The organism is Nocardia sp. CA-084685 (assembly GCF_050955785.1).
Taxonomy (GTDB): domain Bacteria; phylum Actinomycetota; class Actinomycetes; order Mycobacteriales; family Mycobacteriaceae; genus Nocardia.
Genome location: NZ_CP192094.1, coordinates 8,695,138 through 8,722,013 on the forward strand (window position 1 = coordinate 8,695,138; position 26,876 = coordinate 8,722,013).

27 protein-coding genes are annotated in these 26,876 nt (G+C 65.6%); 6 read left to right on the forward strand and 21 right to left on the reverse strand.

Translation table 11 applies throughout. The features are described from left to right. Window positions 1–104 precede the first annotated feature (104 nt). Window positions 105–1,115 (forward strand): HAD family hydrolase, encoded by a 1,011-nt coding sequence (locus ACQP2U_RS38130; protein ID WP_433716721.1) that lies wholly within the window; start codon window positions 105–107, stop codon window positions 1,113–1,115. Here ACQP2U_RS38130 and ACQP2U_RS38135 read toward each other — a convergent pair. From ACQP2U_RS38135 to ACQP2U_RS38175, 9 genes are all read right to left on the reverse strand, one after another. Next, window positions 1,112–2,143, reverse strand: coding sequence for a lysophospholipid acyltransferase family protein (locus tag ACQP2U_RS38135; RefSeq protein WP_433711990.1), 1,032 nt, complete (start codon window positions 2,141–2,143; stop codon window positions 1,112–1,114). The genes ACQP2U_RS38130 and ACQP2U_RS38135 overlap by 4 nt on opposite strands. Continuing rightward, entirely contained in the window at window positions 2,140–3,171 is a 1,032-nt protein-coding gene (locus ACQP2U_RS38140) for an NAD-dependent epimerase/dehydratase family protein (protein WP_433716722.1), read from the reverse strand. The genes ACQP2U_RS38135 and ACQP2U_RS38140 overlap by 4 nt, the downstream gene beginning before the upstream one ends. A 248-nt stretch (window positions 3,172–3,419) precedes the next feature. Further along, entirely contained in the window at window positions 3,420–3,521 is a 102-nt protein-coding gene (locus ACQP2U_RS38145; RefSeq protein WP_003402602.1) for a 30S ribosomal protein bS22, read from the reverse strand. A gap of 168 nt (window positions 3,522–3,689) precedes the next feature. Then, the gene (locus tag ACQP2U_RS38150; RefSeq protein ID WP_433711991.1) at window positions 3,690–3,980 is read right to left on the reverse strand and encodes a helix-turn-helix domain-containing protein; all 291 of its coding nucleotides are present in this window, start codon (window positions 3,978–3,980) and stop codon (window positions 3,690–3,692) included. A 208-nt stretch (window positions 3,981–4,188) separates the two neighbouring features. Continuing rightward, the gene (gene proC / locus ACQP2U_RS38155; protein ID WP_433711992.1) at window positions 4,189–5,025 is read right to left on the reverse strand and encodes a pyrroline-5-carboxylate reductase; all 837 of its coding nucleotides are present in this window, start codon (window positions 5,023–5,025) and stop codon (window positions 4,189–4,191) included. A gap of 98 nt (window positions 5,026–5,123) precedes the next feature. Next, a complete protein-coding gene (locus ACQP2U_RS38160) occupies window positions 5,124–6,005 on the reverse strand; it encodes a thioesterase family protein (RefSeq protein WP_433711993.1) in 882 nt (293 codons plus the stop codon). 109 nt (window positions 6,006–6,114) lie between these two features. Beyond that, the gene (locus ACQP2U_RS38165; RefSeq protein ID WP_433716723.1) at window positions 6,115–6,978 is read right to left on the reverse strand and encodes a sugar phosphate isomerase/epimerase family protein; all 864 of its coding nucleotides are present in this window, start codon (window positions 6,976–6,978) and stop codon (window positions 6,115–6,117) included. Window positions 6,979–7,120: 142 nt separating this feature from the next. Continuing rightward, complete coding sequence (locus tag ACQP2U_RS38170; RefSeq protein WP_433711995.1) at window positions 7,121–8,827, reverse strand: hypothetical protein; 1,707 nt, start codon at window positions 8,825–8,827, stop codon at window positions 7,121–7,123. Then, a complete protein-coding gene (locus ACQP2U_RS38175) occupies window positions 8,824–9,855 on the reverse strand; it encodes a hypothetical protein (RefSeq protein WP_397033517.1) in 1,032 nt (343 codons plus the stop codon). Before ACQP2U_RS38175 ends, ACQP2U_RS38170 begins: the two co-directional genes overlap by 4 nt. A gap of 65 nt (window positions 9,856–9,920) precedes the next feature. On the opposite strand from ACQP2U_RS38175, the gene ACQP2U_RS38180 reads away from it, so the two are divergent. Beyond that, window positions 9,921–10,802 (forward strand): hypothetical protein, encoded by an 882-nt coding sequence (locus ACQP2U_RS38180; RefSeq protein WP_433711997.1) that lies wholly within the window; start codon window positions 9,921–9,923, stop codon window positions 10,800–10,802. 91 nt (window positions 10,803–10,893) lie between these two features. Beyond that, the gene (locus ACQP2U_RS38185; RefSeq protein ID WP_397033520.1) at window positions 10,894–11,226 is read left to right on the forward strand and encodes a hypothetical protein; all 333 of its coding nucleotides are present in this window, start codon (window positions 10,894–10,896) and stop codon (window positions 11,224–11,226) included. Window positions 11,227–11,296: 70 nt separating this feature from the next. Here the strand turns inward: ACQP2U_RS38185 and ACQP2U_RS38190 are convergent, their stop codons facing one another. From ACQP2U_RS38190 to ACQP2U_RS38200, 3 genes are all read right to left on the reverse strand, one after another. Continuing rightward, the gene (locus ACQP2U_RS38190) at window positions 11,297–11,986 is read right to left on the reverse strand and encodes a response regulator transcription factor (protein ID WP_040696229.1); all 690 of its coding nucleotides are present in this window, start codon (window positions 11,984–11,986) and stop codon (window positions 11,297–11,299) included. Beyond that, window positions 11,983–13,218 carry a sensor histidine kinase gene (locus tag ACQP2U_RS38195; protein ID WP_433711999.1) on the reverse strand — a complete coding sequence of 412 codons (1,236 nt, stop codon included), beginning with the start codon at window positions 13,216–13,218 and terminating at the stop codon, window positions 11,983–11,985. The genes ACQP2U_RS38190 and ACQP2U_RS38195 overlap by 4 nt, the downstream gene beginning before the upstream one ends. Before the next feature lie 130 nt (window positions 13,219–13,348). Next, window positions 13,349–13,732 (reverse strand): winged helix-turn-helix transcriptional regulator, encoded by a 384-nt coding sequence (locus tag ACQP2U_RS38200; RefSeq protein WP_397033525.1) that lies wholly within the window; start codon window positions 13,730–13,732, stop codon window positions 13,349–13,351. Window positions 13,733–13,823: 91 nt separating this feature from the next. On the opposite strand from ACQP2U_RS38200, the gene ACQP2U_RS38205 reads away from it, so the two are divergent. Beyond that, on the forward strand, window positions 13,824–14,483 hold the full coding sequence (locus ACQP2U_RS38205) for an NADPH-dependent F420 reductase (protein WP_433712000.1): 660 nt from the start codon (window positions 13,824–13,826) through the stop codon (window positions 14,481–14,483). Between the two features lie 206 nt (window positions 14,484–14,689). Here the strand turns inward: ACQP2U_RS38205 and ACQP2U_RS38210 are convergent, their stop codons facing one another. The 6 genes from ACQP2U_RS38210 to ACQP2U_RS38235 form a co-directional block, all read right to left on the reverse strand. Continuing rightward, window positions 14,690–16,741, reverse strand: coding sequence for a CocE/NonD family hydrolase (locus ACQP2U_RS38210; protein ID WP_433712001.1), 2,052 nt, complete (start codon window positions 16,739–16,741; stop codon window positions 14,690–14,692). Window positions 16,742–17,049: 308 nt separating this feature from the next. Further along, entirely contained in the window at window positions 17,050–17,787 is a 738-nt protein-coding gene (locus ACQP2U_RS38215) for a phosphoglyceromutase (protein WP_397033529.1), read from the reverse strand. A 51-nt stretch (window positions 17,788–17,838) separates the two neighbouring features. After that, a complete protein-coding gene (locus tag ACQP2U_RS38220; RefSeq protein WP_433712004.1) occupies window positions 17,839–18,744 on the reverse strand; it encodes an ROK family protein in 906 nt (301 codons plus the stop codon). Between the two features lie 184 nt (window positions 18,745–18,928). Beyond that, entirely contained in the window at window positions 18,929–19,432 is a 504-nt protein-coding gene (locus ACQP2U_RS38225; RefSeq protein ID WP_433712006.1) for a YbjN domain-containing protein, read from the reverse strand. Further along, entirely contained in the window at window positions 19,429–20,865 is a 1,437-nt protein-coding gene (gene mshA / locus ACQP2U_RS38230) for a D-inositol-3-phosphate glycosyltransferase (RefSeq protein ID WP_433712007.1), read from the reverse strand. Before mshA ends, ACQP2U_RS38225 begins: the two co-directional genes overlap by 4 nt. 155 nt (window positions 20,866–21,020) lie before the next feature. Continuing rightward, window positions 21,021–21,842, reverse strand: coding sequence for an alpha/beta fold hydrolase (locus tag ACQP2U_RS38235; RefSeq protein WP_433712008.1), 822 nt, complete (start codon window positions 21,840–21,842; stop codon window positions 21,021–21,023). Between the two features lie 185 nt (window positions 21,843–22,027). Here ACQP2U_RS38235 and ACQP2U_RS38240 point away from each other — a divergent pair, with 185 nt between their 5' ends. Together ACQP2U_RS38240 and mscL are read left to right on the forward strand one after the other, a co-directional pair. Further along, window positions 22,028–22,762 (forward strand): SDR family NAD(P)-dependent oxidoreductase, encoded by a 735-nt coding sequence (locus ACQP2U_RS38240; RefSeq protein WP_433712009.1) that lies wholly within the window; start codon window positions 22,028–22,030, stop codon window positions 22,760–22,762. A gap of 184 nt (window positions 22,763–22,946) precedes the next feature. Beyond that, window positions 22,947–23,393 (forward strand): large conductance mechanosensitive channel protein MscL, encoded by a 447-nt coding sequence (mscL, locus tag ACQP2U_RS38245; RefSeq protein WP_433712010.1) that lies wholly within the window; start codon window positions 22,947–22,949, stop codon window positions 23,391–23,393. Window positions 23,394–23,443: 50 nt separating this feature from the next. Here the strand turns inward: mscL and ACQP2U_RS38250 are convergent, their stop codons facing one another. The 3 genes from ACQP2U_RS38250 to ACQP2U_RS38260 all read right to left on the reverse strand — a co-directional run bounded on the left by ACQP2U_RS38250 (window position 23,444) and on the right by ACQP2U_RS38260 (window position 26,874). Next, on the reverse strand, window positions 23,444–25,819 hold the full coding sequence (locus ACQP2U_RS38250) for an ATP-binding cassette domain-containing protein (RefSeq protein ID WP_433712011.1): 2,376 nt from the start codon (window positions 25,817–25,819) through the stop codon (window positions 23,444–23,446). Between the two features lie 189 nt (window positions 25,820–26,008). After that, window positions 26,009–26,419: a VOC family protein gene (locus ACQP2U_RS38255; RefSeq protein WP_397033540.1), complete on the reverse strand. Its 411-nt coding sequence runs from the start codon at window positions 26,417–26,419 to the stop codon at window positions 26,009–26,011. Window positions 26,420–26,439: 20 nt separating this feature from the next. Continuing rightward, window positions 26,440–26,874, reverse strand: coding sequence for a helix-turn-helix transcriptional regulator (locus ACQP2U_RS38260; protein ID WP_397033542.1), 435 nt, complete (start codon window positions 26,872–26,874; stop codon window positions 26,440–26,442). Window positions 26,875–26,876: the final 2 nt, after the last annotated feature.

Sequence of the window (26,876 nt, forward strand, 5' to 3'; positions counted from 1 at the left end):
GCCCCGATCGGAGCGCGCAGTAGTGCCTTAACTGTCACCGCGGCCAGCTAATGTGGTTGTGGTTCGCGCGACGGGCGGAGGTACTGGTGCCGGAACGATCGAAGGTGGCAAGGGCAGGTTTCATCGCGGGACGATTCGGTGAGTTTCCGGTGCGGTGGAATCATGGTCGACTCGGCCAGGGTCTGCAGGACCAGCTCGCGCGCATCTCTCGCAGCCCGTTCGGCCCGAGCGAGGAAGAGCTGCGGGCCAATCTGGCCGGCGAGGCCAGTGCTGAGGCGGCACTGTCGCTGCACGATGCCGAACTCGCCGAAGCCGATATCGAGGCCATCGGGCCCGAGGTGCCGCGGGATCTGACCGCGGCGGCATTCTTCGATGTCGACAACACCATGGTGCAGGGCGCCTCGATCGTGCATTTCGCCCGCGGCTTGGCCGCGCGCAAATACTTCAAGACATCCGATCTGGTGGACGTCGCCTGGAAGCAGGTGAAATTCCGGGTCACCGGCAAGGAGAACAGCACCGATATGGCCGCGGGCCGGGAGAAGGCGCTGGCATTCATCGCCGGCCGCCCCACCGCGGAGCTCGCCGCCCTCGGCGAGGAGATCTACGACGAGATCATCGCCGACAAGATCTGGCCCGGCACAAGGGCTTTGGCGCAGATGCACCTGGACGCCGGACAGCAGGTGTGGCTGGTGACCGCGACGCCGGTCGAGCTGGCGCAGGTCATCGCGAAGCGGCTCGGGCTGACCGGTGCGCTCGGCACGGTCGCCGAGAGCGTGGACGGAAAGTTCACCGGGCGACTGGTCGGCGATATCCTGCACGGCCTCGGCAAGGCGCATGCGGTCCGCACGTTGGCGATCCGAGAAGGCTTGAACCTCAAGCGTTGTACGGCCTACTCCGACAGCCACAACGATGTGCCGATGCTGTCACTGGTCGGCACCGCGGTGGCGATCAATCCGGATTCCGACCTACGCGAAGTGGCCAAGAATCGCGGCTGGGAGATCCGCGATTTCCGCACCGGACGCAAGGCAGCCAAGATCGGCGTGCCGACCGCGCTGGCACTGGGCGCCGCCGGTGGCGCGGTCGCCGCGGCGGTCACCCGGCGCCGCGAGCACTAGCCAGTGAACGGGTTGCGGCGCTTGGTGAGCAGCTTGTAGAGGGTCTGCTGAATGGTTTCGCGAACCTGGTCGGTGACCTCGAACATGGTCATCGGATCGTCCGCGTCCTCGGCCTCGTAACCGGTGGTCGCGATCGGCTCGCCGAATTCGATGTACCACTTCGACGGCAGCGGCAGCGCACCGAGCGGACCCAGATGCGGGAACAGCGGCGTCACCGGGAAGTACGGCAGATTGAGCAGCCGGGCCAGCGGCTTGATATCGGCCAGCTTCGGATAGATCTCCTCCGAGCCGACGATCGAGCACGGGATGATGGGCGTACCGGTGCGCACCGCCGCCGCGACGAATCCGCCGCGACCGAAGCGCTGCAGCTTGTAGCGGTCGGTGAACTGCTTACCGACGCCCTTGAAGCCCTCCGGAAATACACCGGTCAATTCGCCTGCGCGCAAAAGCCTTTCGGCATCCGGATGGCAGGCCAGGGTGTGTCCGGCCTTGCGGGCGAGCACACCGAGCACCGGCGTTTCGAACACGAGATCGGCGGCTAGCAGGCGCAGCGCGCGTTGCTTCGAATGGCGGTCGTGAATGGCCAGTTGCAGCATCAGTCCGTCGAGCGGGATGGTGCCCGCGTGGTTGGCGACGATCAGCGCACCGCCGGCTTCCGGAATGTTCTCGATCCCGTTGACCTGCACCCGGAACCAATAATCCGAGAGCGGCCGCAGCGCGGGCAGGATCAGCGATTCGAGCAGATGTTCATCGAAGCCGAATTCGTCGATCTGATAGTCGCCGGTGAGCCGACGGCGCGCGAAATCCGCGGTAGTGCGGATCTGCTTGCCGATGGCGCCGCGCACCATATCCGACACCGAACGAGGCGGCGGGGGTTCAGCGGCCGCGAGACGTTCGGTCAGCGACGTCACCACCTGACTTGGCGTGGCCTCGCCGGTCAGCGGCTCCGGCCAGCGGCGCGGCGTGGTCCGCTGGCGTGTTTCGATGTTCAAGTCGTGGAGTTGGATGACTTTCGCTACGTCATTCATGTATGTGCTCCCGTACCGGCCCCGAGCAGGCCGAGCAGTTTATGTTCTGCGGCATCGATCCATGCTGGATCGATGACGGGCCGCGACGCTGCGCCCCCAATGAAGTCGTCGAATGCCTGCACCGTCGTCCAGCGCGGGACGAACCCGAGTTCGGTGCGCATGCGGGTGGTGTCGAGGCCACAGCCGAAATGGAAATAGTCGATCTGCTCACTGGTGAAATCACGCATGATCGGGCCCATGATCGCGCGGCCCGCGGTGCGGAAGACCAACCACGGAATCGGCAGCTCGATCCGGCCGGCACGCCGGATCGCCTGCGATAGCGCCAGCGCGCCGTCTCCGGCGATGTTGTAGGTGCCGCCGGGCGCCTGCCGTGCCGCGTGGGCCATCGCGGCGATGGCGTCCTCCTCATGCAGCAACTGCAGTCTGGCATCGCGACCGAGGACGGTCGGCGCGACCGGTGAACGCAGATACTGCACACCGCGCCGGGCCAATCGCGGGCCGACAATGGGCGCCAAACGCAAAATCGAAGCGGCGATATCGGGACGCCGCCGAGCGAGTCCGCGGACGAAACCTTCGATTTCGATCATGTCGCGAGCAAACCAACCACTCGGTGGGGTTCGCGCGCTCATTTCTTCGGTGAATTTGGCGGGATCCTTCGCACTGCATCCGTATACCGCGGAGGTCGAGCGCACCACCACGCGCCGCACCGAAGGCGATTTCTGGCAGACGGCGAGCAGCTGCATCGTGCCGAGGACATTGAGGTCCTTCATCACCGCCCGGCCGCCGCCGGACGGTGGATGGGTGAGCATCGCGGCATGGACAACGGTATCGACCTCGTTGCCGCCGATTACTTTGCGAATCAAGGGATTTCGAATATCGGCGCGGACGAATTCGGCACGGCCCATGCGCCGTTGCAGTTCACGACTGGGGGTCATGGTGTCGACGGCCAGGATGCGTTCGATGTTCTGATCCTGGACCAAACGGGCGACCACGTTGCCGCCGAAGAATCGGCTGGCACCGGTCACCATAACCACTTTGGGTGTATGTCTATCCCTTATCTCAGAACCCACCGCACCGGATCCCAACTGTGACAGCCCCCAATTCTGTTTACCGCGGTATCAGAGTAGCCGCTCGACCGCGATGCGCAGAGGGTATTAACCAGGTTCTAACGATGACTTCAGTCACCTGATACATGAGCAACTTTCAAAATTCGCTGTTTCAAAAAGAAAAGCCCGCCACCAATCGGTGACGGGCCTCTCAGCTAACGCGCAGCGACTCACTTGCCGAGTTTGCGCCGCTGAACACGCGTGCGGCGAAGCAGCTTGCGGTGCTTCTTCTTCGACATGCGCTTGCGGCGCTTCTTGATCACAGAACCCATAGGGTTGTCCTCGCGTTCTCTCTACTCGGCGCGCACGCCAATCACGTACGCCTATTTCAGCGTCCGCGCCGCCAGCTGGCACCGGACACCACAAAGCGGTGCCGCCGACAGGCGCACACGAACCGAGGGCTCATCCTACCGGGACACCCTCGAGCTGATGAAACCGCCTCATCCAGCGTCGAAGTACGACGTCTCCAAATAGTCGTGCACCGCCTTGGCATGCACCCGGAACGAGCGACCGACCCGCACGGCGGGCAACTCACCCGAGTGCACCAGTCGATAGACCGTCATCTTGGATACCCGCATGAGATTGGCAACCTCGGCGACGGTGAGGAACTGAGTACCTCCACCGAGCACCGACTGCGTCGGAGTCGCCGAACCGCCTTGCGTCCGGGAATTAGCCCGGCCACCCGATGGTCCAGAACTTCCTGGCGACGTCCCTGAACTATTTGCAGACATCTTGTTAGACATCATCGCACCACTGACCTCCGGCACGTCCGCGCCGCCAGCTTCCCCACCGGCGGAACAGACACGCACGTGCTCCTTGAAGCTTAGCGGGACCAGTGGGATTACTGCGACGGGTGTGAGAAATCCGGTTTACACGCAGGGAACCGACCGGTCACCCTGTAGACGCACGGTGTTTGATGAACAACCGTCCAAGATCACCTCAGGAACCGCTGCCGCCCGTACCGTCGTTGGCACCCTGTTCGGCGGATCGGTGCTTCGCCGCATGCAATGCCTCGAGGAAGGCCGAGCGCACCCCGCCACGCTCCAATTCACGCACCGCGGCGGCCGTTGTGCCGGCCGGGGAGGTGACGGCGGCACGCAGCTCGGCGGCGGTCTGTCCGGAGCTCTCCAGCAGGGCAGCCGAGCCGAGCATGGTCTGCACCACCAGTTCGGTGGCGACGTCGCGGGTCAGCCCGAGTCCGACACCGGCATCGACCATGGCCTCGACCACCAGGAAGAAGTACGCGGGTCCGGAACCCGATACCGCGGTCACCGCATCCATCTGCGCCTCGGTCACGGTCGCCACCTTGCCGACGGCGGCGAGCAGCTCGGTCACCTGGGCCAGCTGTTCGGAGCGGGCGTAGCGGCCGGGTGCGAGCACACTCATGCCCTGGCCGACCAGCATCGGGGTATTCGGCATCACCCGCACCACCGGGAAACCGGCGGGCAGCTTGTTCTCCAGCCGCGCCGTCGGCACACCCGCCGCCAGCGATACCAGGATCTGATCCCGATCGGCGTCGAGTTCGGCCTTGCCGAGCTGGGTCAGGACCGTATCCACATCACCGGGCTTGACGGCGATGACCAGGACATCCGCACCGACGATCGCATCCGCGATCGAATCGGTGACCCGCACGCCGAAGCGATCACCGATGAGTTCGGCCCGATCGGCATGCGTCTCGACGACCACCAGATCCTTCACCGCACGTCCGGATTCGAGCAATCCGGCGATCAACGCCTCCCCGATGCGACCGCCACCGATCACCGCAACTCTCGTCATGGGCTCAAGGCTAGCCCGCCTCCCCGCGCCTTTTGTCGGCCGCAGGTGCCACGCAACTCTGCATCGCGGGCCGGCGGTCGTGGTACTGGACGATTTCTTCAGCGCTGCGGTACAAGGGCCAATTGGCGGCTCTGCGCTACGACGGCACCGGTGGAGTCGAGAACCAGCTGGTCCTCGTCGAACATGCGCTCGCCGACCTCGTGGCTGGTCGCGATGATCCGCAGCCAACCGGGGGCCGGGCGGCGGCGCAGGTAGGTGGTCATCTGAACGGTCGGGGCCCAACCGGTCTGACCGAGGTTCGCCGGAACCGGCGGGCTCATATCGGCGGACATGATCGCGAAGTACATGGCGATATCCGGATCCTGCTGGTCGCCCTCGAACGGGCGCATCCAAAGACGCAGGCGCGGTTCACCTTTCGCACCGTCGAGGAATCGGGCCCACTCCCGGTCGATGAACAGTTCGGCGCCACGTGCCACATGGACGACCTTGCCCATCGATGAATCCCGGTAACCGACGGCGTCGGCGGGCGGTTCGATCGACATTTCAGCATGCTGCTGCGCGTAGATCGGTTCGGCATCGTCGAGGTGACCGAAGGTGAACGCGGTGCGCACCAGCGTGCGCCCGTTCTGGATCAGATTCACATCGACCAGGCAGATCTGGCGACCGACCTTGCGGATGTGCACCTCGTACTCCACCTCGCCCGGCTCCGGTGCACCGAGGAAATCGGAACTCGCCGCGATGGGCGCCATGGCCACCAGGGCCGGATCGGAGGCGCGCAGCCAGCGGGTGGCCGCGGCGGCACTGGTCGCGACCATGGTGCCACCGTGCACCTTCGGCCCGATGGTCCAGATTTTGTCGATGATGCCCAGGTAGCGGCCGCTATCCGGGTTGGCCGACAGCAGTTCGGTCAGTGTGCACACCCGGCTGAAGGGTGCGCCCGTCGTGATGGCCTGCTCGAGTTCGGCGGTCAGCTCCGGCATCGTCACTCCTGTCGTCGGTCGGCCGCGTCGGCGAGATGCGGCGTTCGTACAGCGTAGAACGACGCGATTCGGGGTCGGAATTCCCCTCTGCCGGCCGAGCGGTGCAGCATCACACCGGATTCGCGTGCGTCGGGGCTGGTGCAGGCGCGTTGAGGTGTGTCCTGGCGAATTCGAGCGTGCGGTTCAACATGTCCGTGCGGCCCTGGGTGGTGCGCGCGTTCTGGGTATTGATCTCGGCGACCGCATGACCGACGAAACCCGACCGCAGCAATGCCGCACACAGCTCGACACAGGGCTGGGTGCCCTCGCCCGGCACCAGATGCTCGTCGTGCGCCGCGCCGCGACCGTCGGCGAGATGCAGGTGCGCGAGGCCTCGACCCATCCGAGCGGCTAGCGCCAGCGGATCGGCGCCCGCGGTCGCGGTGTGTGAGATATCGAGGGTGTAGTGCCGGAATCCGGTATCGGTCGGATCGTAGGACGGACTGAACGCGGTCAAACCGGGACCGGGTCCGCCGCGGCGCTCCAGCCGCTTCGCCGAGCCGGTCTTGCGGCCGAAGAGAGTGTCCGCGCGCATGGGAAACATATTCTCCACCGCGATGATGACGTGACTGTGCTCCTCCAACTCGGCCACCTGATCGGCGAAGCCCTGCGCATATCTGCGCTGCCAGCGGAACGGCGGATGCACCACCACGGTCCCGGCACCGAGCGCCTCGGCGGTGCGCACACTGCGCTCGAGTTTGGCCACCGGATCCGAACCCCACACCCGCTGCGAGATCAGCAGGCAGGGTGCGTGGATCGCCAGCACCGGCACACCGTATTTGCGGGAATAGGCCTGGACCGCTGCGATACTCTGGCTGGCCGGTTCGGCCCACACCATCAATTCGATACCGTCGTAACCGATTTCGGCCGCGTAGCGGAAGGCCGACTCGGTGTTCTGCGGATATACCGACGCTGTCGAGAGGCCGACGAGGATCTGTTGACCGCCGGGTCCACCGGTCGATTCGACCGGCGAATGGGGTTCGGTGCGCACGTCGGGATCGGGAGCGCGTCCGCTGGCCGCGCTCGCCGTCCTGGTGTCGTCCGCCTGCCCGATATTCCCCACAGCCGCTCCCTGCTCAGTTCGTACTGAGTAGAAAGGCTAGCGGGCCCAGGGTGACGAAGATGCCGACGACGACGGCTATCACCGTGCTGAGGATGTCATCGGTGCGCCGCAATATTCGCACGAGCGCCACCAAGCCCAGGATCACGATCATCGCCAGGCACAGCGCCACCCAGGGCAGCATTTCCCACATGCGCTCGAAGCCCTTGAACAGCAACATTCCGGCGACCGCGGCGCCGGTGCTCTGACCGCCGAGAATCATCCACTGGCGGCGATTGGCGTCGTACTCGGACCCGCGTGCGATCCGCGAGCGAGCGCGTCTCGGCGAAAGGCGGGAGGCGAACGAATGGTCCGAATCGACATCGTCGCCGTCGAAATCCTCCTCGTCGTCGAGGACATCGCCGGTCGGGAACGGTTCGTACACGTCGGTCAGACCGTCGTACACATCATCCGGCTCGAGCTTTGATCGGCCACGGCGACCACGACCGTTGCGCTCGGCTGCTCGGCCGTTCGCCCGCTGGGCCTCGGCGCGTTCGACTTCGTCGCGCAATAGGTCGCCCGCGACGGTCTGACCGGAGACGAGCTGCTGATCCTGGCTGGCCAGTGACCACGCGGCGGTGGGGACGCTCTCGGATTCGGGCACGCCATTCTTGGGCGGTACGTTTCTTCGCGCCGACCAAGCGGGCAGAGCGCCGTCGGCCTGGCCATCGCGCCGTGCGGATCTTCGCTGGTCCGCCGGCTCGGGACGGGCGCCGTGCGCGGGACCGTCCGGCAGCGGGGACATCGGCAACGGCGCGGATTCCGGTGCGAAGCCATTGGTGGACGGCGACCATGGCGCGGTCGATGGTCCAGCATTGTTGGCCTCGGCTTCGGCTGCCTCCGCCGCACGTCGCCGGGCGGCCCGACCGCCGGATCTCGATCCGTTCGGTGGGCTTTCGGGCGGGGCACCCATGTTGTGGCCGAGATCGCGCAGCGGCCGTACGTCGGTGGTCTCCTCCGCCGGTTCGGCGTGCCGATGTCGGCGGCCGGTGCGTCCGGAGCCGGCCACCCCATCGGCCAGCGGATCCCTCGTGTACGGATCCGGTGCCGGAGCGTACGGGTCGGGCGCCGGAGCGTACGGGTCGGACGCGGGAGCGTACGGGTCGGACGCCGGAGCATACAGATCCGGAATCGGCGCGGACAGCGGAGCCGCGGGCGCGGCATGCCGCGACGAGTCCGCGCCCGGCATTTCCCGCCCCGGCATGATCCGGCTCGAATATCCCGGCGCGGCCAGCGGATCGGCCGGTGCTTCCGGAGCGGCGTAGGCCGAGAGTGGGTCGTATCGGGTGATCGGCCCCGACATCGGCGAGTAGTTGGGTAAGTCGGGTGCGGCGTAGGGCGCCGGGTCCGGCGCGGCATACGAACTGGGTTCCGGCGCAGGTGTTTCGAGACCGGCCGCATACCCCCCCGACTGGAAACCGGAAGGTTGGTAACCCGATGCGTCGTACCCGTTGGCTTCGTATGCGGGTGGTTCGTACGCCGGTTCGTCGTCCTCGGGTGCGGCGTGCGCCGAATGGCCACCGCCGCCGCCGGCCGGAATGGCGGGCAGATCACCGGTCAGCTCGGCCACCGAGATGCCGCGACCGCCGCGCCGACGCCGTCCGCCGCCACCGGCGGATGCGCCCTGCTGGCCATTGCGTGCCAGCAGCTCGGCAACCGATAGCTGCTTGGAATCCTCACTCATGACGACACCGTTTCGATCGGGCCCGATAGACCGCTGCCGGGCACCGGCTTACCGCTCGTTTCCACCACGACACCCGGCAATGCCGTAGCCCTCGGTCCACCGTTCATATCGGTATCCAGTTTGCGCAGGATGAGCCCCTCGCGCAGTGCCCACGGACAAATCTCGAGGGTATCCAGCGATAGTGCCCGCATACTCGCCTCCGCGACCAATGCGCCAGCCACCAATTGCTGTGACCGATCGGAACTTACGCCTTCCAATTCTGCACGGTCCGCTGCCGTCATTCTCGAGATGAAGGCAATCAGTTGGCGCAGACCTGAGCTGGTGAGTGTACGGCGCACCCGCAGCCCGGCCGAAGAGGGTGCCGCTCCGGTCAACCGGGCAAGCGATCGAAATGTCTTCGAGGTACCGACCGCCAGATCCGGTTTACCGACGTCCAGCAGCTGTTTCGCGGGTGCGACGAGTTCCGCGTCGAGCCAATCGCGCAGCACCGCGATGCGGCGTTTGCCCGGTGGATCCTCGCGCAGCCACTCTCTGGTCAACCGTCCGGCGCCGAGTTGCAGCGAGACCGCGAGATCGGGTTCCTCGTCGCCGCCGATGGTCATTTCCAGTGAGCCGCCGCCGATATCGAGATTGAGGATCCGGCCCGCGCTCCAGCCGTACCACCGGCGCACGGCGAGGAAGGTCAGCCGGGCCTCGTCGACACCGGAGAGCACCTGCAGTTCGACACCGGTTTCGGCGCGGACTCTGGCGAGTACCTCATCGGAGTTGGCGGCTTCACGCAGCGCGGAGGTCGCGAATGGCATCAACTCGACGCAGCGGGAAGTCTCGGCGATGCTGGCGAATTCGGCGACCGTCGCGATCAGCCGCTCGGCCCCCTGAACGGTGATGCAACCATCGGAATCCATATTCTCCGATAGCCGGAGAGTGGCCTTCGTCGAGCTCATCGGCATCGGGTGACCACCGCGATGGGCGTCCACCACAAGCAGGTGGACGGTATTGCTTCCGACATCGAGTACCCCAAGCCGCACATGAATACGGTACTGGGTGCACCGGCCCTTTAGGCTAGGCGACTGAACTGTTAGCGTCCTCAAGTGTGACGGTAGGCGCAACGGACAGCGGCTCCACGAGGCCCCGACCAGCGGGGAAGATCGATCCGGCACCGGAGGTCGATCTCGACTTTCCGCGTGAATGGATCGAGTTCGTGGATCCAGCAAACGACGAGCATGTGATCGTCGCGGATTTGACCTGGCTGCTGTCGCGCTGGACGTGTGTTTTCGGGACGCCGGCCTGTCAGGGAATTCTGAGCGACCGCCCCGATGACGGCTGCTGCTCGCACGGCGCGTTCCTCTCCGACAAGGACGACCGCAAACGTCTGACCAATGCTGTGAAAATGCTCACACCGAGCGACTGGCAGCTGATGGACGAAGCGACCGACGCCGACGGCAAGATCCCCAAGAAGGGCTATCTCGAGCTCGACGAGTTGGAGGACGAGCCCGCGCTGCGCACCCGTCGCTTCGACGGCGCCTGCATTTTCCTGAACCGCCCCGGCTTCGCGGGCGGCGTCGGCTGCGCGCTGCACACCATGGCGCTGCGCAAGGGCATCGAGCCGCTCGAGGTGAAGCCGGATGTGTGCTGGCAGCTGCCGATCCGGCGGACCCAGGACTGGGTGGAGCGCCCGGACGGCGCGCAGATCCTGAAGACCACCATCACCGAATACGACCGACGCGGCTGGGGCCCCGGCGGCGAGGATCTGGATTGGTACTGCTCGGGCTCGCCCGACGCCCATGTCGGCGCCCGTCCGGTGTGGCAGTCCTACGCTCCCGAACTGCGGGAATTGCTCGGCGCGCCCGCCTACGAAGAACTGGCCAGACACTGCAAGCGTCGCGAAGGACTCGGCCTCATCGCGATCCATCCGGCGACCGTGCATGCGAATCGAATGAGATCCGACGACCACGTCGCAGACCAGTCGGCGTGACCTATCGGCGGACGAGCGGTGAGGTTTGCATAGCGGGTGATTCACCTGCTCGCCATGCAGGCTTTACTCGGATGCGGTTGGATGTGCGGTCATGTTGAAGAAAGCCCTGACTCTGACCGCCATCGCGCTCGGCGCCACCGCCGCGCTGACCGGCGCCGCGCACGCCGAGCCCAATGGTGACCCGGCAAAATACGCCGATTTCACCGCCGACTTCCTGCCCGCCAACACCCCCGAGGCAATCAACGCCCAGGCCAACGGCAAGAACCTGATCATGAGCCCGTACGGCGTCTCGCGCACCATCGCCTGCCGCGGCACCAGCGCGGCCGATGTCTACGAATGCATGCAGGAAGACGATCTCGGCTGGATCACCCTGCACAAGCAGGACGTCCCCGGCCTCGGCCCCACCTGGGTCTACCTGCCCTGATCCGGACGCACGCAGCAGACGCCGAGGTTGTCGGGGCCTCGGCGGCTGCGAATCCTATTCGGGCAGACGGTCAAGCCTCGAGCTTGTAGCCGAGGCCGCGGACGGTGACGAGGTGCTCCGGCTTGGCCGGATCGCCCTCGATCTTCGAGCGCAACCGCTTGACGTGCACGTCGAGGGTCTTGGTGTCGCCGACGTAGTCGGCGCCCCAGACCCGGTCGATCAGCTGGCCGCGGGTGAGCACTCGTCCGGAATTGCGCAGCAGATATTCGAGCAGGTCGAATTCCTTCAGCGGCAGGGTGACCTGCCTGCCATTGACATGCACGGTGTGGCGGTCGACATCCATCCGGACCGGTCCGGCCTCGAGCACACCGCTCTCATTGCCGCCGTCCAGTTCATCGCCGGCGCCGCGGCGCAGTACGGCCCGGATGCGGGCGATCAGTTCGCGCGCCGAGTACGGCTTGGTGACGTAGTCGTCGGCGCCGAGCTCCAGGCCCACCACCTTGTCGATCTCGCTGTCGCGCGCGGTAACCATGATCACCGGGACGCCGCTGCGGGTGCGCAGCTGTTTGCACACATCGGTGCCGCTCATACCGGGCAGCATCAGGTCGAGGAGCACGATATCGGCGCCGGAGCGGTCGAATTCGGCGAGCGCGGATGGTCCGTCACCAACGACGGTGACCTCGAAGCCCTCCTTGCGCAGCAGGAACGCGAGCGGATCGGCCAGCGACTCCTCATCTTCGACGATCAGAACACTCGTCATCTGCGTGCCTCCACACCGTTGGGTCTGCCCGGCCCCGAGGGACGCGGGTGTGTTTCTCTCATACTCACTGCGGAACCGTCGACCTCTTCTTCGCCGCCGGATTCGTGATGGGCAGGTATTCGCAGGGTGAACGTCGATCCGGTGCCGAGCTTGCTCCACAGCGTGATCTCACCGTTGTGGTTGGCCGCCACATGCTTGACGATAGCCAGGCCGAGTCCGGTACCTCCGGTGGCGCGCGAGCGCGCCTTATCGGATCGGAAGAATCGTTCGAAGACGCGCTCCTGGTCTTCTTTGGCGATGCCGATGCCGCGATCGGTCACGGCCATCGCGATATGATCGCCGCGCAGTGAGCGGCTCACCGAAACGTGGGAACCGGCGGGTGAGTACGCGATGGCGTTCTCCACCAGGTTGGACAGTGCGGTGACGAGCAGGGTTTCATCGCCGAGCACCTCGAGTCCGCTCGGGCGGTCGGTGCTGACGGTGATGCCCGCGGCCTCGGCAGCGGTGCGCGAGCGATCGACCGCCTGCATGACCACGGTGTCGACGTCGACCACCTCGAGCTCGGGTAGCTTTTCGGCGCCCTGTAGTCGCGACAGGGCGATCAACTCGGTGACCATCTTGCCCAGGCGCCTGGATTCACCGAGCACGCGCTGACCGAAGTGCCGAACGGCCTCGGGGTCCTCGGCGGATTCCAGCATGGCTTCGGCCAGCAAGCTCATCGCGCCTACGGGGGTCTTGAGTTCATGACTGACATTGGCGACGAAATCGCGTCGCGTGGCCTCCATACGGGCCTGCTCGGAGTCGTCGTCGGCGAACAGCACGGTGAAACTGGTCTCTTCGCGCGATAGCTGTCTGGCCACCCCGCGCACCGCTATCCGGCTGCGGCCGGGCATCGGGTTTTTCGCGGTGAGATCGAATTCGGTGGATTCGCCGGTGGCGAGCACCTTCTCCACCGCGGCCCAGGCGCGTTCATCGAGCAGCCGGTTGCGGACCAGGCCTAGTTCTTCGGCGCGCGGATTGACCAGCACCACATCGCGGTATTCGTCGACGACCGCGATTCCGCTCTCGGAGGCGAGCACGATCAGGTCGAGCACCTGCGACATGGTGAGACCGGAATCTGCCTGTCTGCGGGCGGCCTGCCTGGCGTTCATGAACGGGATCAGTAGCCCGCCGACGGCCAGGCCGACGACAGCCGCGAGGACTGCCAGCAGCACGGCCTGGGGAACACTCACACTTGAATCGTACGGTCGCCAACTGACAACCCAACTCGGGGTATGCGAAGTTTCGCGCAGGTCATGGGCACTTCCAGGCCCGTTAGCCACTTGTTTACGCGTTGTTCGCGCACCAGCGTCCGGATCGCTTTCACTCCTGGGAATCCCACATTGCCGACCGCACCGAGTCGCCGTGGCGGTCGGCCCATTCGCCGAGGGCATAGATCGGAATGAGCAGATCGCGCCCGGCTTCGGTCAGTTCGTATTCGACGCGTGGCGGGGCCTCGGCGTAGCGGTGGCGCTCGATGAGTGTCATCGTCTGCATCCGGCGCAGCGTTTGCGTGAGCATCTTCTGGCTGACGCCGCCGATTGCGGCGCGCAGGTCGCCGGGGCGCATCGGGCCGTCGCGCAGCATGTAGACGATGACCGCGAGCCAGCGGTTGCCGAATAGATCGACGCCGAGGCGGGCCGGACAGTCGGCCTCGTAGTCGCCATAGGGCGCGAATTCCACCGGTTCGGCATGTTCGGCCGTCATGCCATCAGCCTGCCATCTTCATCGCGCACCTTCGGGTGCCTATCGAAATCCCTAGCGTCGGTGCCGAATACATCCGAGCTAGGAGTTTGATATGCGAATCGGAATCATCGGGGCGGGCGCGATGGCGAAGGCACTCGGCGGTGGCTGGGCCGCGGCCGGGCACGAGGTCCTCATCGGCGCACGGTCCCGCGCGGATGCGCTGGCAGCGACCATCGGATACGGAGCGCGAGCCGGAAGCATCGGCGCGGCTGCCGAATTCGGTGCGGTCGTGCTGTTAGCGCTTCCAGTAAGCGCCCTTGACGAGGTACTGGGTGAAATCGGCGGAAGACTCGCCGGGCGGACGGTCATCGACTGCACCAATGCGTTCCTGCCGGACGAGGCCGCGCCGGAAGGAGTTCCGGCATTCGTGCTATCCGAGGAGGCGGTCGCCGCTCGCATCGCGGCGACGGTTCCCCAGGCGCATGTGGTGAAAGCGTTCAATGTCTGCGCGGCCGAGGTCTGGGAATCGGAGACTCGTGTCTTCGAGGACCACAGGCTGGCGGTGCCGATCTGCGGTGACGACGCTGCCGCCGTCGAACAGGTCGCGGCGCTGGCGCAAGATCTGAAACTCCAACCGATTTCGGCGGGCGGCCTGCATCGCGCCAAGTACCTGGAGGCCACCTCGGTATTCACCGTCGGTCTCTGGTTCTCCGGCGCGGACGCCCGCGCGATCTTCCCGCCATTGGACGCGGCGTTCGCCGTGGCCGACTAGCCGGTGAGAACGGTCCGAGCGTGCACCAATCGCCCATACCCCGCGGGTTCGAGCATGAATGCGCGAGAGGTGCACGCTCGGGCCGGATACGGCTTACCAGCCCGCGTTCGTCCGCACTCGTTATTCACGAAACTCGGCGCGTTCGGATAAAGCCGAGGCGGCGCCGCTACCCGAGCGGGTAGCCCAACTCTGCTGTCAGATCAGCTTCACCATCCAGGCCTGCCCCGCACCGGAATGTTGACGAAGCTCGGCCGATCCGGATCCAACTGGATGTGCTGCGGATTCAGACCCGTATCGATCAGCATCGGCAGCACCGGCAGGCCCTTGGGGAAATTGCCCGCGAAGACATCCACGCGCAGACGATGGCCCGGCCGCAGCATCGCCTCCGTGGCGGGCAAAGCGATATCCAGGGTCGTCTCCTCCCCCGGCACGGTCGGCTGCCGCAGGTCCAGCGAGGTGCAGGCACGCGGGTCGGTGTAATCGCCACCGGCGGAACGGGTGCTGTTCGCCTCGTCGACCTGCCGCAGCGACGCCATCAATTGGCCCGAGGAGAGCACCGTGGACTGGCCGTCCGGCGCGACATCGTTCAGCGTGACCACCCAGTAGCCGTCGGTCGCATCCTGAACGGTATTGAGGTGCGCGGCGATTCGCCCGGAGATGGTGGTCGGCTCCGCGACCGGGTCGCTGGTGAAGGTCAGCCCGTTGAGTTCCGCGACCCGTGAGTCCTTGGCACAGCCATCGATGATCGAGAGGAAACCCGCGCTACCCTGCGCTGCGTCGTTGGAGCACAGGGTAGTCAGGCCTGGCGCGACCGTGAGCCGCGCCGAGTCCGGGCTCGCCGCGGCGAGCAACGATCCGTCGTACCGGCTGTTCGCGGTGCCACTTCGGTTGGCGGACAGATACATCCGGCGATATTCGGCATCCTGGGATCCGGTCCGCGGATCAGCGAACGAGTCGGTGGTGATCCAGCCGCCGCCCTGCTGACGCAGGGTGATCGGGCCGTACTGATCGATACCGTTGTCAATGCCCTTGAGCCACTTGTCGAACCACGCGCGCTGCAGCACGTCCAGACGCGGCGGCAGACCGGGCTTACCGTATTCGTTGCCGGAGCCGACGTGGTAGGTATTGCCCATCAACAGCTGCTTCTGGCCCGCGGGCAGTGGAATCTCGTTGTAGATCTTGGATTCCGAGTAAGTGAACAGATCGTGCCAGCCCCCGGTGACGAAGGTGGGGACCTGAATCTTGCCCGGATCACCGAGCCAGGCCGCGCGCGAGGTCGACGAAGCGGTCAACAATTCCTTGGCCCGCGGGTCCAAGTCCTCGATCCGGGTGGTGCTGTAGACATTGAGCAGCACATCCATGAAGGTGAACGGATCCTTTGCCCGATCCGCGAGCCACTTCATATCGAACTGTCCGTTGAGTATCGACGCGACATCCGGAACCAGCTTGAGGCCGTTGATGGCGGTCAACCACAGCGGAATGAAGTTGAACCCGAAGCCGCCGCCGGGTGCGAGCACATCATTGACCAGGTCACTACCGGGCACCACCGGAAAGATCGCTTGCAGCGCGGGCGGTCGCATCGCGGCCACCTGGAGTTGGTTGATGCCCGAATACGACAGTCCGTTCATACCGATGCGTCCGTTGGACCACGGCTGATTCGCGACCCAGTCGATCACCTCATAGGTGTCCTGCTGTTCGCGCTGGCGCAGCATGTCCCAGATGCCCTGAGAGAATCCGGTGCCGCGCACGTCGACCACGACCTGGGTGTAACCGCTCTTGATGAGCTGGCGGTCGACCGCGAAATTGCGTAGTTCGCCGCCGCCGAAGGATTTGGTCAGATCGGTGACGCCGGAGAGCGGGGTGCCGCTGAGGTCGATCTGTCGGAACAGTTCGATGAGCGCATCGGAAAAACCCGGAATGGACATCGCGCTGTCGGCGATGTTGGAGACCAGCTTGGTGTACGGAGTCAGGTTGACCACCGTGGGTGTCGGGGTGTCGATCGGGCGCCCCGCCGCATCCGCCGGACGGTACACATTGCCTTTGAGGACGGTGCCGTCGCTCATGGTGATCGGGACATCCCACTGGATGTTCACATTCGGAAACTGCTGGGGACCGTCCTCGGCCGCGACCCATGCGGCACCGGCCGCGCCACCGTCGGGTCCGGAAGGCTCCGGCGCGGCGATCGCGCTCTGGGTGACGAATGGAATGAGCACCGCCGTGGCGACTGCCGCCACTGTGGCACGCAACATTCTCTGCATCAGGGGTGATCCGCCTCTCGGACTGGTCGAACGACCAGAGCTTACATACCGACGAGTAGGTTCGAACTCTGGGTTACACCAATTGCGGGTCGAATGTTGGTTCACATAAAGCAACCGGCACCACATAACGCCTGCGCAAGACGGGAGAAATCCACGCCCACCTGCAGAATGAACACTAACCCAGGGTCGGGCAGCTAACCGATCGCGACTCGCGCCCCAGTTCCGATTCCGATCGAGGCAAACGGCGGGTCACCGCCGGAAACAGCAACGCCGCGACCGAAGCCGGTCGCGGCGCGTCGATCTGTTGCTTACTTGCCGCCCTGACTGGCGACGGCCGCGGCACCCGCGGCGGCGGCCTCGGGGTCCAGGTATTCACGCGGACGAACCGGGCGCAGGTTCTCGTCCAGCTCGTAGCGCAGCGGGATACCGGTGGGAATATTCAGCCCGGCGATATCGTCATCGGAGATCCCGTCCAGGTGCTTGACCAGCGCGCGCAGCGAATTGCCATGTGCCGCAACGAGAACGGTCTTACCCGAGAGCAAGTCCTTGGAGATGGTCGACTCCCAGTACGGCACCATCCGGTTCACCACGTCGAGCAGGCATTCGGTCTTGGGGACGTCGATGCCGTCGTAGCGCGGGTCGCTGTCCTGGCTGTACTCATTGGCCGGGTCGATGGGCGGCGGCGGGGTGTCGTAGCTACGCCGCCACAGCATGAACTGCTCGTCGCCGTACTGGTCGCGAACCTGCGCCTTGTTCTTGCCCTGCAGATCGCCGTAGTGGCGCTCGTTGAGGCGCCAGTCGCGCACGACCGGGATCCAGTGCCGGTCGGCGGCGTCCAGGGCGATATTCGCGGTGCTGATCGCCCGACGCAGCACCGAGGTGTAGACGATATCCGGCAGGATGCCGTGTTCGGCCAGCAGTTCCCCGGCGCGCTTGCCCTCGGCGATGCCCTTATCGGTCAGGTGCACATCCACCCAACCGGTGAAAAGGTTCATGGCATTCCATTCGCTCTCGCCGTGGCGCAGCAACACGAGGGTGTACGTCATGCAGGCCATTCTGGCATGTACCCGAACCGGGCTCGCATCCGTTCCCACTGCTCAGGAGATGACATCGGCCGTATCGTGGCCCGCTGCGAGCACGCCGGCGCCAACCAGGGTGGCGCCATTGGTGATTCGCGACGGGACCACCCGCAGCTCACGCAGGAAGTCCAAACCAGCGTGCCGGATCACCGCCGCGCGCAGCGGTTCCCACAGGAGTTCGCCCGATTGTGCGAAGCCGCCGCCGATCACCACCCGATCGATATCGAGCGCCGCGGCCGCGGAGGCGATGGCCGTGCCCAGTGCGGTTCCGGCCCGGTGCAGCGCGGCGAGTGCGATCTCATCGCCGGTGTGCGCGGCCTTCGCCAGTCCCGCGCCGGTCTCGCCACGCCAACCCTGTTCGCGTGCCCAACGCACCGATGACATGCCGCTCGCGATCGCCTCGACACACCCGACGCCGCCGCATTCACACGGCACATCCCAACCCGGCACCACGATGTGGCCGACGTGTCCGGCATTGCCGGTGCGCCCGAGAACCACCCGACCGTCGGCGATTATGCCACCGCCGATGCCCGAGGAAACCGTCATGGCCAGGCCGTTCGGAATGCCGCGCAGCGCGCCGACGTGATGTTCGGCCAGTGCGAGGCAGGCTCCGTCGATAGCGAACCGCACTGCGGCGGTAGGGAACAGCCGCTGCACCTCGGCGACGATCGGAAAACCCGGCTTCCATTCCGCAATGTTCAGCGGCCTGGTGACACCGGTTCGTACATCGACCGGTCCGGCCGAACCGATCCCGATCGCCGAAACCATCGCGCCGCCGGCCACTTCCAGCAACAGCTCGCGGCATGCGGCCCACACCGATTCCCGAGGCACATCGACGCGTCGCACATCGCGTACCTTCCGGCCCCCGTACACCACCCCGGCGGCGAATTTCGTCGCACCGATGTCCAGAGCAAGAACCATCATCGCCGGGGTCCCTCCTGTACCTTGCGGCCCCATTCCACAGCGCGATTGTTGCCTACGGCGGGCCCGCCGGTGTCGGATCGACCGCAACGAACCCCTGCTCGGATCCGGTCCAAGGCCTGTACCCCACTGCACCCACAATCCCAGGCTCGCGACGGCAGGTCTGCACGCGCGCACGGGGACGAGCTCAGGGTTGGTCGGCGGTTTCCACCAGATGCTCGAAAGCGCGCAGGTTCTGCAGGGATTCCCCGCGCGAGACACGCCACTTCCATTCCCGGCGAATGGATTCGGCGAAGCCGAGTTCCAGCAGCGTATTGAAGTCGGCGTCGACGGCCTCGAGGATCTGGCCGAAGATCCGGTCCAGTTCGTCGGGGGTTACGGCGGGGGTGGCGATGCGGCCGACCAAGTAGATATCGCCCACGCGGTCCAGGGTGTAGGCCACGGCGTAGAGGCGGCGGTTGCGGCGCAGCAGGAATTTGTAGACGCCCTCGAAGTTCTCGTCGGGCTTGCGGCAGACGAACGATTCGATTCGCAATCCGTGCTTGCCGACGGTGAGCATCACGGTGGTCTTGAGTTTGCGCTCACCGGGCAGGATGACCACGAAGGTCTCCTGGCTGGGATGGGTGTACTCGATTTCGCGCTCGCGCAGCGTTTCGTCGATCAGCTGTGCGGTCGCGGCTGCCGTGCTCATCGGTGCGCTCCCGTCCGGCGCCGCCACAGCGCCCGCGATCTGGCCTGGCTGATCTCGCCGAGGAGAACAGCACTGCGTTCCCCGGTGAGGCTAGCGCGTTCCCCGGGCGACTCGGCCCGTGCGGCCTCGAAGACCTTGCGCCGGCCCGCACCGAGATCGGCACGAAGCGCACGGAAATCGGCCAGTGCCGCCGAATAACTGGCGAGCAATCCGTCCGCGGTGTGCTCCCAGGAGAAATGTCCGGCGTGCTCGACGGCGCGCACCCCCATCCGACGTAGTCGGTCACCGTCGTCGAATAGGTGGCCGAGGGCATCGGCCCAATCCGGAGTCCGATGTCCAGGGACGAGCAGGCCGGTCTCACCGTGCCGCACGGCGGTGCCGAGCCCACCCACATCGGCCGCGAGCACCGGGGTGCCGCTGGCCTGCGCCTCGATGGCGACCAGACCGAACGATTCGTTGTAGCTGGGCACCGCGACCAGGTCGGCGGCCCGATACACCTGCACAAGGCGGTCCGGCGGCTGCGGCGGCAAGAAGGTGACGTGGTCGGCGATGCCGAGTGCGGCCGCGAGTTCGATCAATGCGTCGGGGCGCTCCAGTCCGGTGCCGGACGGTCCGCCGACAATGAGCACCCGCAGCTTGCGCGACGGGTCGCGGTAGAGCAGCTCCGCGGCCGCGCGGACCAGGACATCCGGGGCCTTCAGCGGCTGGATGCGGCCGATGAACGCGACGATCCGCTCGTCGGTCGCCAGACCCAATTCGGCTCGGGCCACGGCCTTTTCACCGGGACAGTAGCGAGTCAGATCCGCGCCGGGCGGCACCACATCGATGCGCTCGGGATCGGCGCCGTACAGCTCGATGAGCTGGCGCGCCTCCTCCGCGGTATTGGCGACCATCCGATCGGCCTCGGCGATCACCTGCTTCTCGCCGATCTCGCGGGTCGCGGGTTCGGGGCAGTCGCCCTCGGCCAGCGCCGCGTTCTTCACCGCTGCCAAGGTGTGCGCGGTGTGCACCAGCGGCACCCGCCAGCGGTCGCGCGCCAGCCAGCCGACCTGCCCGGAGAGCCAGTAGTGCGAATGGACCAGGTCGTAGTGACCGGGCAGATGTCTGGCCTCTTGGCGCAGCACCTCGGCGGTGAACGGGCACAGCTGGGTCGGCAGGTCGTGCTTGTCCAAGCCCTCGAACGGGCCCGCCACCACATTGCGCACCAGGACTCCCGGGGCCGCCTCCTGGACCGGCGGTACGTTCGAGGAGGTGGCGCGGGTGAAAATCTCGACCTCGGTGCCGCGCCGGGCCAGCTGAATGGCGGTTTGCAGCACATAGACGTTCATGCCGCCCGCATCACCGGTGCCCGGTTGAGCAAGTGGTGAGGTGTGCACCGATAACACGGCGATCCGATTCGGCCGTAGGTCCGGGCGTTGACTCACACCATCCATAGTGCACGTTGAATTGCCCAACCCAGACGCCGTAACCGGGCCAAGTGACAGTCGTCACAGCAGTTTCGTGAGGGTTCTCACGCGCGGTGCACTATCCGCCGAGATACGCCAAGTCTGCTCGAGCCGAGCGTATGGCGCCAGCGAATTTCGGACGTCTAATCCAGACCTTCGATGAATGCGCTGACCTCGGCGACGAACCGGGCGCGATCCTCGATGAACAGCCCATGCTGCGCGTCCTCCCAGAACGAGCCGCGGCCGTCGGACACCACGTCGAGGATGTAGCGACCGTTCTCGATCGGCACGACCGGATCCTTGGTTCCGTGCAGGACAAGCACCGGAATGTCCAGGGTCCGCAGCGTTTCGGTATTGTCGACGGTCCGGTAGAACAGCGCCTTGCGCACGCGAGGCGGCGTGCCGAGGCTCGCGCCGAAGATGCGCTGCGCGTCAACGCCCTTATCCGGACCGGGTCCGGTATTGGCATTGCCGAAGGCGCCGAATGCGCGCAGGGCACGCCCCGCACTCTCCTCGAAGACACCGGGAATGGCCTCCTGCATGGCCGAACCGGTCTCCGCGCCGGGTGCGCGACCGATATTGGCCATCGATCCCGAGTAGATGACGCCCGCGACTGATCCCGTGCCATAGGCGGTCAGGTAGTCGCTGATCACGATGCCGCCGTAGGACCAGCCGAGCAGCACCGCACCGGATTCGATGCCCTCGGCGGCGAGCACGGCGGCGATATCTGCGGCCCAATTCTTCGGATCGTCGTAGCCGGTCTCCGGAGCGCCGGAGTAGCCGTGGCCGCGCAGGTCGACGGCGAGCACCTGGAAGCGCTCGGCCAGCTCGTCCGCGGCCGCGCCCCAGCACTGCAGATTGGCCGACCAACCGTGCACCAGCACCAGCGGCCTGCCATCGGCCGGGCCGCTGACCCGATAGACGATGTTCGTTCCGTCCGCACTGACCGCTTCCCGAATAGCCATGTCACCGAGGCTAGTCCGCCTCCCGTGCTGGTCGTAGGCGCACTGACTTCCCGTAGCGGTCCGGCGGTCAGCGCCCGGCTGGCTTCTGGACGTACCCGGCGAGTTACCCAAGTCCGCGCGCGATCAGCGCTTGCGTCGCACACGGCCGCGGTCTTCGGCAAATTCTGTGCATTTACGATCGCACTATGAGCATTCGCACTGCCGTCGTCACCGGAGCCAGTTCGGGAATCGGGGAAGCCACCGCACGGGAACTCGCCAAGCAGGGCTATCACGTGGTCGTCGGCGCGCGCAGGCTCGATCGGCTGCGGCGCCTCGCCGACGAAATCGGCGGCACCGCACTCGAACTCGATGTGACCTCGGAAGATTCCGTGCGCGCGTGCACCGATGCGATCGAGAACGTCGATGTGCTCGTCAATAATGCGGGTGGCGCGAAGGGTCTGGCCCCGGTGACCGAGGCGGAGCTGGACGACTGGCGCTGGATGTGGGAAACCAATGTGCTCGGTACGCTGCGGGTAACCAAGGCGTTGCTGTCGAAGCTGATCGCCTCGGGTGATGGACTCATCGTCACCATCACCTCGGTCGCCGCCTTCGAGGCCTATGACAATGGCTCCGGCTACACCTCGGCCAAGCACGCACAGGCCGTACTGCACCGCACATTGCGCGGCGAACTGCTCGGCGAGCCGGTGCGGCTCACCGAAATCGCGCCCGGCGCAGTGGAAACCGAGTTCTCGCTGGTGCGGTTCGCCGGGGACGAGGAGCGTGCGGCCAAGGTGTACGAGGGTATCGATCCGCTGGTCGCGCAGGATATCGCGGAGATCATCGGGTTCGTGGCGTCGCGACCGTCACATGTGAATCTGGACCAGATCATCGTCAAGCCCCGTGATCAGGCCGGTCCGGGTCGCTTCGCTCGCCGTAGCTGACGGGATCGGCATCGGTAGTCTCCGACGAGGCGACAACCGATTTCCCGAGTACATGGGTTACTCACCGGGTACGCCGACAACCTAGCTGACATAAGGCCGCCGACCCGGATATGAACTCGAGTGGCCCCGACTACTGGCAAAGGCGCCGGGAGGCGGACAAGCCCAGATTGGAGTAGCTCGGCTCATGCTCAAAGGTTTCAAAGATTTCCTGATGCGCGGGAACGTTATCGATCTCGCTGTCGCGGTCGTCATGGGTACCTCGTTCACCGCGGTGGTGACGGCGGTGACAAAGGGAATCATCAATCCGCTGCTCGCGGTATTGGGAAAGACCAATGAGCTGGGACTCGGCGTTCAGCTGGTCTCCGGTAAACCGGCCACCTTCATCGCGATCGGGCCGATCATCACCGCACTCATCGACTTCATGCTGGTCGCCGGTGTGCTGTACTTCGTGCTGATGGTGCCGATGAAGACGCTGAAGAATCGTTTCGGCACCGCGAAGGTGGCCGAGCCCACCGAGATCGAATTGCTCATCGAGATTCGCGATCTGCTCGCCAAACAGCAGAAGGACTCGGTGCTCGACGCCGAATCGTTCGGTAAGGACGGTTCGCTCGTCAAGGAGAATGCGCGGTAATCGCCCCGAGTTCGCCCCCGCACGTTGGTCCGAGCGGGGGCGATTTTCGTTTATGCGCCGACGTATGCCGCCAGATGTTCGCCGGTCAGGGTGGCGCGCTCGGCGACCAGGTCGGCGGGCGTGCCCTCGAAGACGATCTTGCCGCCGTCGTGGCCCGCGCCGGGGCCGAGGTCGATGATCCAGTCGGCATGTGCCATGACCGCCTGGTGGTGCTCGATGACGATCACCGACTTACCGGAATCGACCAACCGGTCGAGCAGGCCGAGCAGTTGTTCGACATCGGCGAGGTGCAGCCCGGTCGTCGGCTCGTCGAGGACGTAGATGCCGCCCTTCTCCGCCATATGGGTGGCCAGCTTGAGCCGCTGCCGCTCACCGCCGGACAGCGTGGTGAGCGGCTGGCCCAGCGTGAGGTAGCCGAGCCCGACATCGGCGAGCCGGTCGAGAATCTTCTCCGCGGCCGGTGTGCGCGCCGGGCCGTCGCTGAAGAACCCCTGCGCCTCGGTCACCGACATCGCGAGCACCTCGCTGATATCGCGGCCACCGAGGTGGTACTCGAGCACCGCGGCCTGGAACCGCTTGCCCTCGCACTCCTCACAGGTGGTCGCGACACCGGCCATGACCGCCAGATCGGTGTAGATGACGCCCGCGCCGTTGCAATTGGGGCATGCGCCCTCGGAGTTGGCACTGAAAAGCGCTGGTTTGACGCCGTTTTCCTTTGCGAATGCCTTGCGGATCGGGTCGAGCAGACCGGTGTAGGTCGCGGGGTTGCTCCGCCGCGAACCGCGGATCTGGCCCTGATCGACCGACACCACATCGGCGCCAGCCGGAATGGAACCATGCACAAGTGAGCTCTTACCCGAGCCAGCGACACCGGTGATGACGGCGAGCACGCCGAGCGGAATGTCTACATCGACATCACGCAGGTTGTTCGTCGATGCCCCACGAATCTCCAACGCGCCGTTGGGCTTGCGCACCGTCTCCTTCAGCGCGGCCCGGTCGTCGAAGTGGCGGCCGGTAATGGTGCCGCTGTCGCGCAGCCCATCGACGCTGCCCTCGAAGCAGACGGTGCCACCGCCGGTACCCGCACCGGGACCCAGGTCGACGATGTGGTCGGCGATGACGATCGTCTCCGGTTTGTGCTCGACCACTAGCACCGTATTGCCCTTATCCCGCAGCCGCAGCAGCAGTTCGTTCATCCGCTGGATGTCATGCGGATGCAGACCGGCGGTGGGCTCGTCGAATACATAGGTGACGTCGGTGAGCGAGGAGCCGAGGTGGCGGATCATCTTTACCCGTTGCGCCTCACCACCGGACAGCGTGCCCGCGGGCCGTTCCAGCGAGAGGTAGCCGAGCCCGATCTCCACGAACGAGTCGAGGGTGTGCCGCAGCGAGGTCAGCAGTGGCGCCACCGACGGTTCCCGCAACCCGCTGACCCATTCGGCCAGATCGCTGATCTGCATGGCGCAGGCGTCGGCGATGCTGATCCCCTTGATCTTCGACGATCGCGCCAACTCACTGAGCCGGGTGCCATCGCATTCAGGACAGGTCTGGAAGGTGACCGCCCGCTCCACGAACGCGCGGATATGCGGCTGCAGCGCGTCGACGTCTTTGGACAGCATCGACTTGCGGATCCGCGGGATCAGGCCCTCATAGGTCAGGTTGATGCCGTCGACCTTGATCTTGGTCGGTTCCTTGTAGAGCAGATCGTTGAGTTCGCGCTTGTTGTACTTCTCGAGCGGCTTGTCCGGATCGAAGAAACCGCAACCGGTGAAGATGCGGCCGAACCAGCCGTCCATGCTGTAGCCGGGGATGGTGAGCGCGCCCTCGTTCAACGATTTGGTGTCGTCGTAGAGCTGGGTCAGGTCGATGTCATTGACCGCACCACGGCCCTCACAGCGCGGACACATGCCGCCGGTGATGCTGAAGCTGCGGCGCTCCTTGACCGTCTTCCCGGCGCGCTCGATCGCGACCGCACCCGCGCCGCTGATAGAGGCGACATTGAACGAGAAGGCCTGCGGCGAGCCGATATGCGGCTTGCCGAGTCGGCTGAACAGGATGCGCAGCATGGCATTGGCATCGGTGGCGGTGCCGACGGTGGAGCGCGGGTCGACGCCCATGCGCTGCTGGTCGACGATGATCGCGGTGGTCAGCCCGTCGAGCACGTCGACCTCGGGCCGCGCCAGTGTGGGCATGAAGCCCTGCACGAAGCTGCTGTAGGTCTCGTTGATCAGCCGCTGCGACTCGGCGGCGATGGTATCGAATACCAGCGAACTCTTGCCCGAGCCGGATACACCGGTGAACACCGTCAGCCGGCGCTTCGGGATTTCGATGCTGATGTCTTTGAGGTTGTTCACGCGTGCGCCGAGCACGCGGATCAGATCGTGGCTGTCGGCAGCGTGGGGTTGCGTGTCCGTCTTCTTGGCCATGCCGATCGGTTCTCCATCTGGTTGCGCGGGCCGCCTGCGCGGTCTCCGTCGGAGTCCACTGGCTCGATCTAATCAGCTTCGAGCAGTGCGTTTCGGTTCTTCTACGGCGGGAGTCGTGGCAATTGGCTTGCCGTTGGCTCGACGCCGGTGACCCGCGGTAGTCACCGGTGTCGAGCGCGGCGATCGCACTCAGCTCAACTGCTGGATACGGACCATATTTCCGGCGGGATCGCGGAAGGCGCAGTCGCGGACCCCGTATGGCTGATCGGTCGGCTCCTGGACGACCTCGGCATTGGTGGCCTGCACCTTCTCGAAGGTAGCGTCGACATCTTTGGTAGCCAACAGGATGCTGGCGTAGGTGCCCTTGGCCATCATCTCGGCGATGGTGCGGCGCTCCTCATCGGTGATGCCCGGATCGGCGGCCGGTGGGTGCAGGACAATGGATGTGCCGGGCTGGTCGACCGGGCCGACGGTGAGCCAGCGCATTCCGTTGAATCCGACGTCTTTGCGCAGCTCGAAGCCGAGGGCGTCGCGGTAGAAGGTCAGGGCGGCCTCCGGGTCGTCCTGTGGAAGGAAGCTCGCTTGAATGGTGATGTCCATGGCTTTCACGCTAATTGCTGCTAGGTGACCCGCGCTTCTCGATTCCTGATCGGTCTGGTCACCCGTTTGACGACCAGCGTCGGCAGGTCCACCGTGGCGTGTTCGGCCTGCTCCCGGTAGGCGCTGGGCGGCATCCCGACCAGCTCGGTGAACCGCGTGCTGAAGGTCCCCAGCGACTGGCAGCCGACCGCGAAACAGACCTCGGTCACGCTGAGATCGCCGCGCCGCAACAGCGACATCGCGCGCTCGATGCGCCGCGTCATCAGGTAGGAGTACGGCGACTCGCCGTAGGCGAGCTTGAACTGGCGGCTCAGGTGACCGGCCGATATGTGCTCGTCGCGAGCCAGCCGCTCGACATCGAGCGGCTGGTCGTATTCCCGGTCGATCCGGTCACGGATGCGACGCAGGCGCGCGAGCTCGCGTAGGTGGTCCTCCGTGGCTGGTTTGCTGGTCACCT

What these genes read in the sequence shown, in the direction of transcription:
- ACQP2U_RS38135 (WP_433711990.1), bottom strand. Translation starts at nt 2,143, where the DNA reads ATGAATGACGTAGCGAAAGTCATCCAACTCCACGACTTGAACATCGAA.
- ACQP2U_RS38150 (WP_433711991.1), bottom strand. Translation starts at nt 3,980, where the DNA reads ATGTCTGCAAATAGTTCAGGGACGTCGCCAGGAAGTTCTGGACCATCG.
- proC (WP_433711992.1), bottom strand. Translation starts at nt 5,025, where the DNA reads ATGACGAGAGTTGCGGTGATCGGTGGCGGTCGCATCGGGGAGGCGTTG.
- ACQP2U_RS38225 (WP_433712006.1), bottom strand. Translation starts at nt 19,432, where the DNA reads ATGAGCACGGCAGCCGCGACCGCACAGCTGATCGACGAAACGCTGCGC.
- ACQP2U_RS38240 (WP_433712009.1), top strand. Translation starts at nt 22,028, where the DNA reads ATGAGCATTCGCACTGCCGTCGTCACCGGAGCCAGTTCGGGAATCGGG.
- ACQP2U_RS38190 (WP_040696229.1), bottom strand. Translation starts at nt 11,986, where the DNA reads ATGACGAGTGTTCTGATCGTCGAAGATGAGGAGTCGCTGGCCGATCCG.
- ACQP2U_RS38210 (WP_433712001.1), bottom strand. Translation starts at nt 16,741, where the DNA reads ATGCAGAGAATGTTGCGTGCCACAGTGGCGGCAGTCGCCACGGCGGTG.
- mscL (WP_433712010.1), top strand. Translation starts at nt 22,947, where the DNA reads ATGCTCAAAGGTTTCAAAGATTTCCTGATGCGCGGGAACGTTATCGAT.
- ACQP2U_RS38145 (WP_003402602.1), bottom strand. Translation starts at nt 3,521, where the DNA reads ATGGGTTCTGTGATCAAGAAGCGCCGCAAGCGCATGTCGAAGAAGAAG.
- ACQP2U_RS38255 (WP_397033540.1), bottom strand. Translation starts at nt 26,419, where the DNA reads ATGGACATCACCATTCAAGCGAGCTTCCTTCCACAGGACGACCCGGAG.
- ACQP2U_RS38185 (WP_397033520.1), top strand. Translation starts at nt 10,894, where the DNA reads ATGTTGAAGAAAGCCCTGACTCTGACCGCCATCGCGCTCGGCGCCACC.
- ACQP2U_RS38140 (WP_433716722.1), bottom strand. Translation starts at nt 3,171, where the DNA reads ATGGTGACCGGTGCCAGCCGATTCTTCGGCGGCAACGTGGTCGCCCGT.
- ACQP2U_RS38220 (WP_433712004.1), bottom strand. Translation starts at nt 18,744, where the DNA reads ATGATGGTTCTTGCTCTGGACATCGGTGCGACGAAATTCGCCGCCGGG.
- mshA (WP_433712007.1), bottom strand. Translation starts at nt 20,865, where the DNA reads ATGGATGGTGTGAGTCAACGCCCGGACCTACGGCCGAATCGGATCGCC.
- ACQP2U_RS38205 (WP_433712000.1), top strand. Translation starts at nt 13,824, where the DNA reads ATGCGAATCGGAATCATCGGGGCGGGCGCGATGGCGAAGGCACTCGGC.
- ACQP2U_RS38235 (WP_433712008.1), bottom strand. Translation starts at nt 21,842, where the DNA reads ATGGCTATTCGGGAAGCGGTCAGTGCGGACGGAACGAACATCGTCTAT.
- ACQP2U_RS38215 (WP_397033529.1), bottom strand. Translation starts at nt 17,787, where the DNA reads ATGACGTACACCCTCGTGTTGCTGCGCCACGGCGAGAGCGAATGGAAT.
- ACQP2U_RS38200 (WP_397033525.1), bottom strand. Translation starts at nt 13,732, where the DNA reads ATGACGGCCGAACATGCCGAACCGGTGGAATTCGCGCCCTATGGCGAC.
- ACQP2U_RS38170 (WP_433711995.1), bottom strand. Translation starts at nt 8,827, where the DNA reads ATGAGTGAGGATTCCAAGCAGCTATCGGTTGCCGAGCTGCTGGCACGC.
- ACQP2U_RS38160 (WP_433711993.1), bottom strand. Translation starts at nt 6,005, where the DNA reads ATGCCGGAGCTGACCGCCGAACTCGAGCAGGCCATCACGACGGGCGCA.
- ACQP2U_RS38250 (WP_433712011.1), bottom strand. Translation starts at nt 25,819, where the DNA reads ATGGCCAAGAAGACGGACACGCAACCCCACGCTGCCGACAGCCACGAT.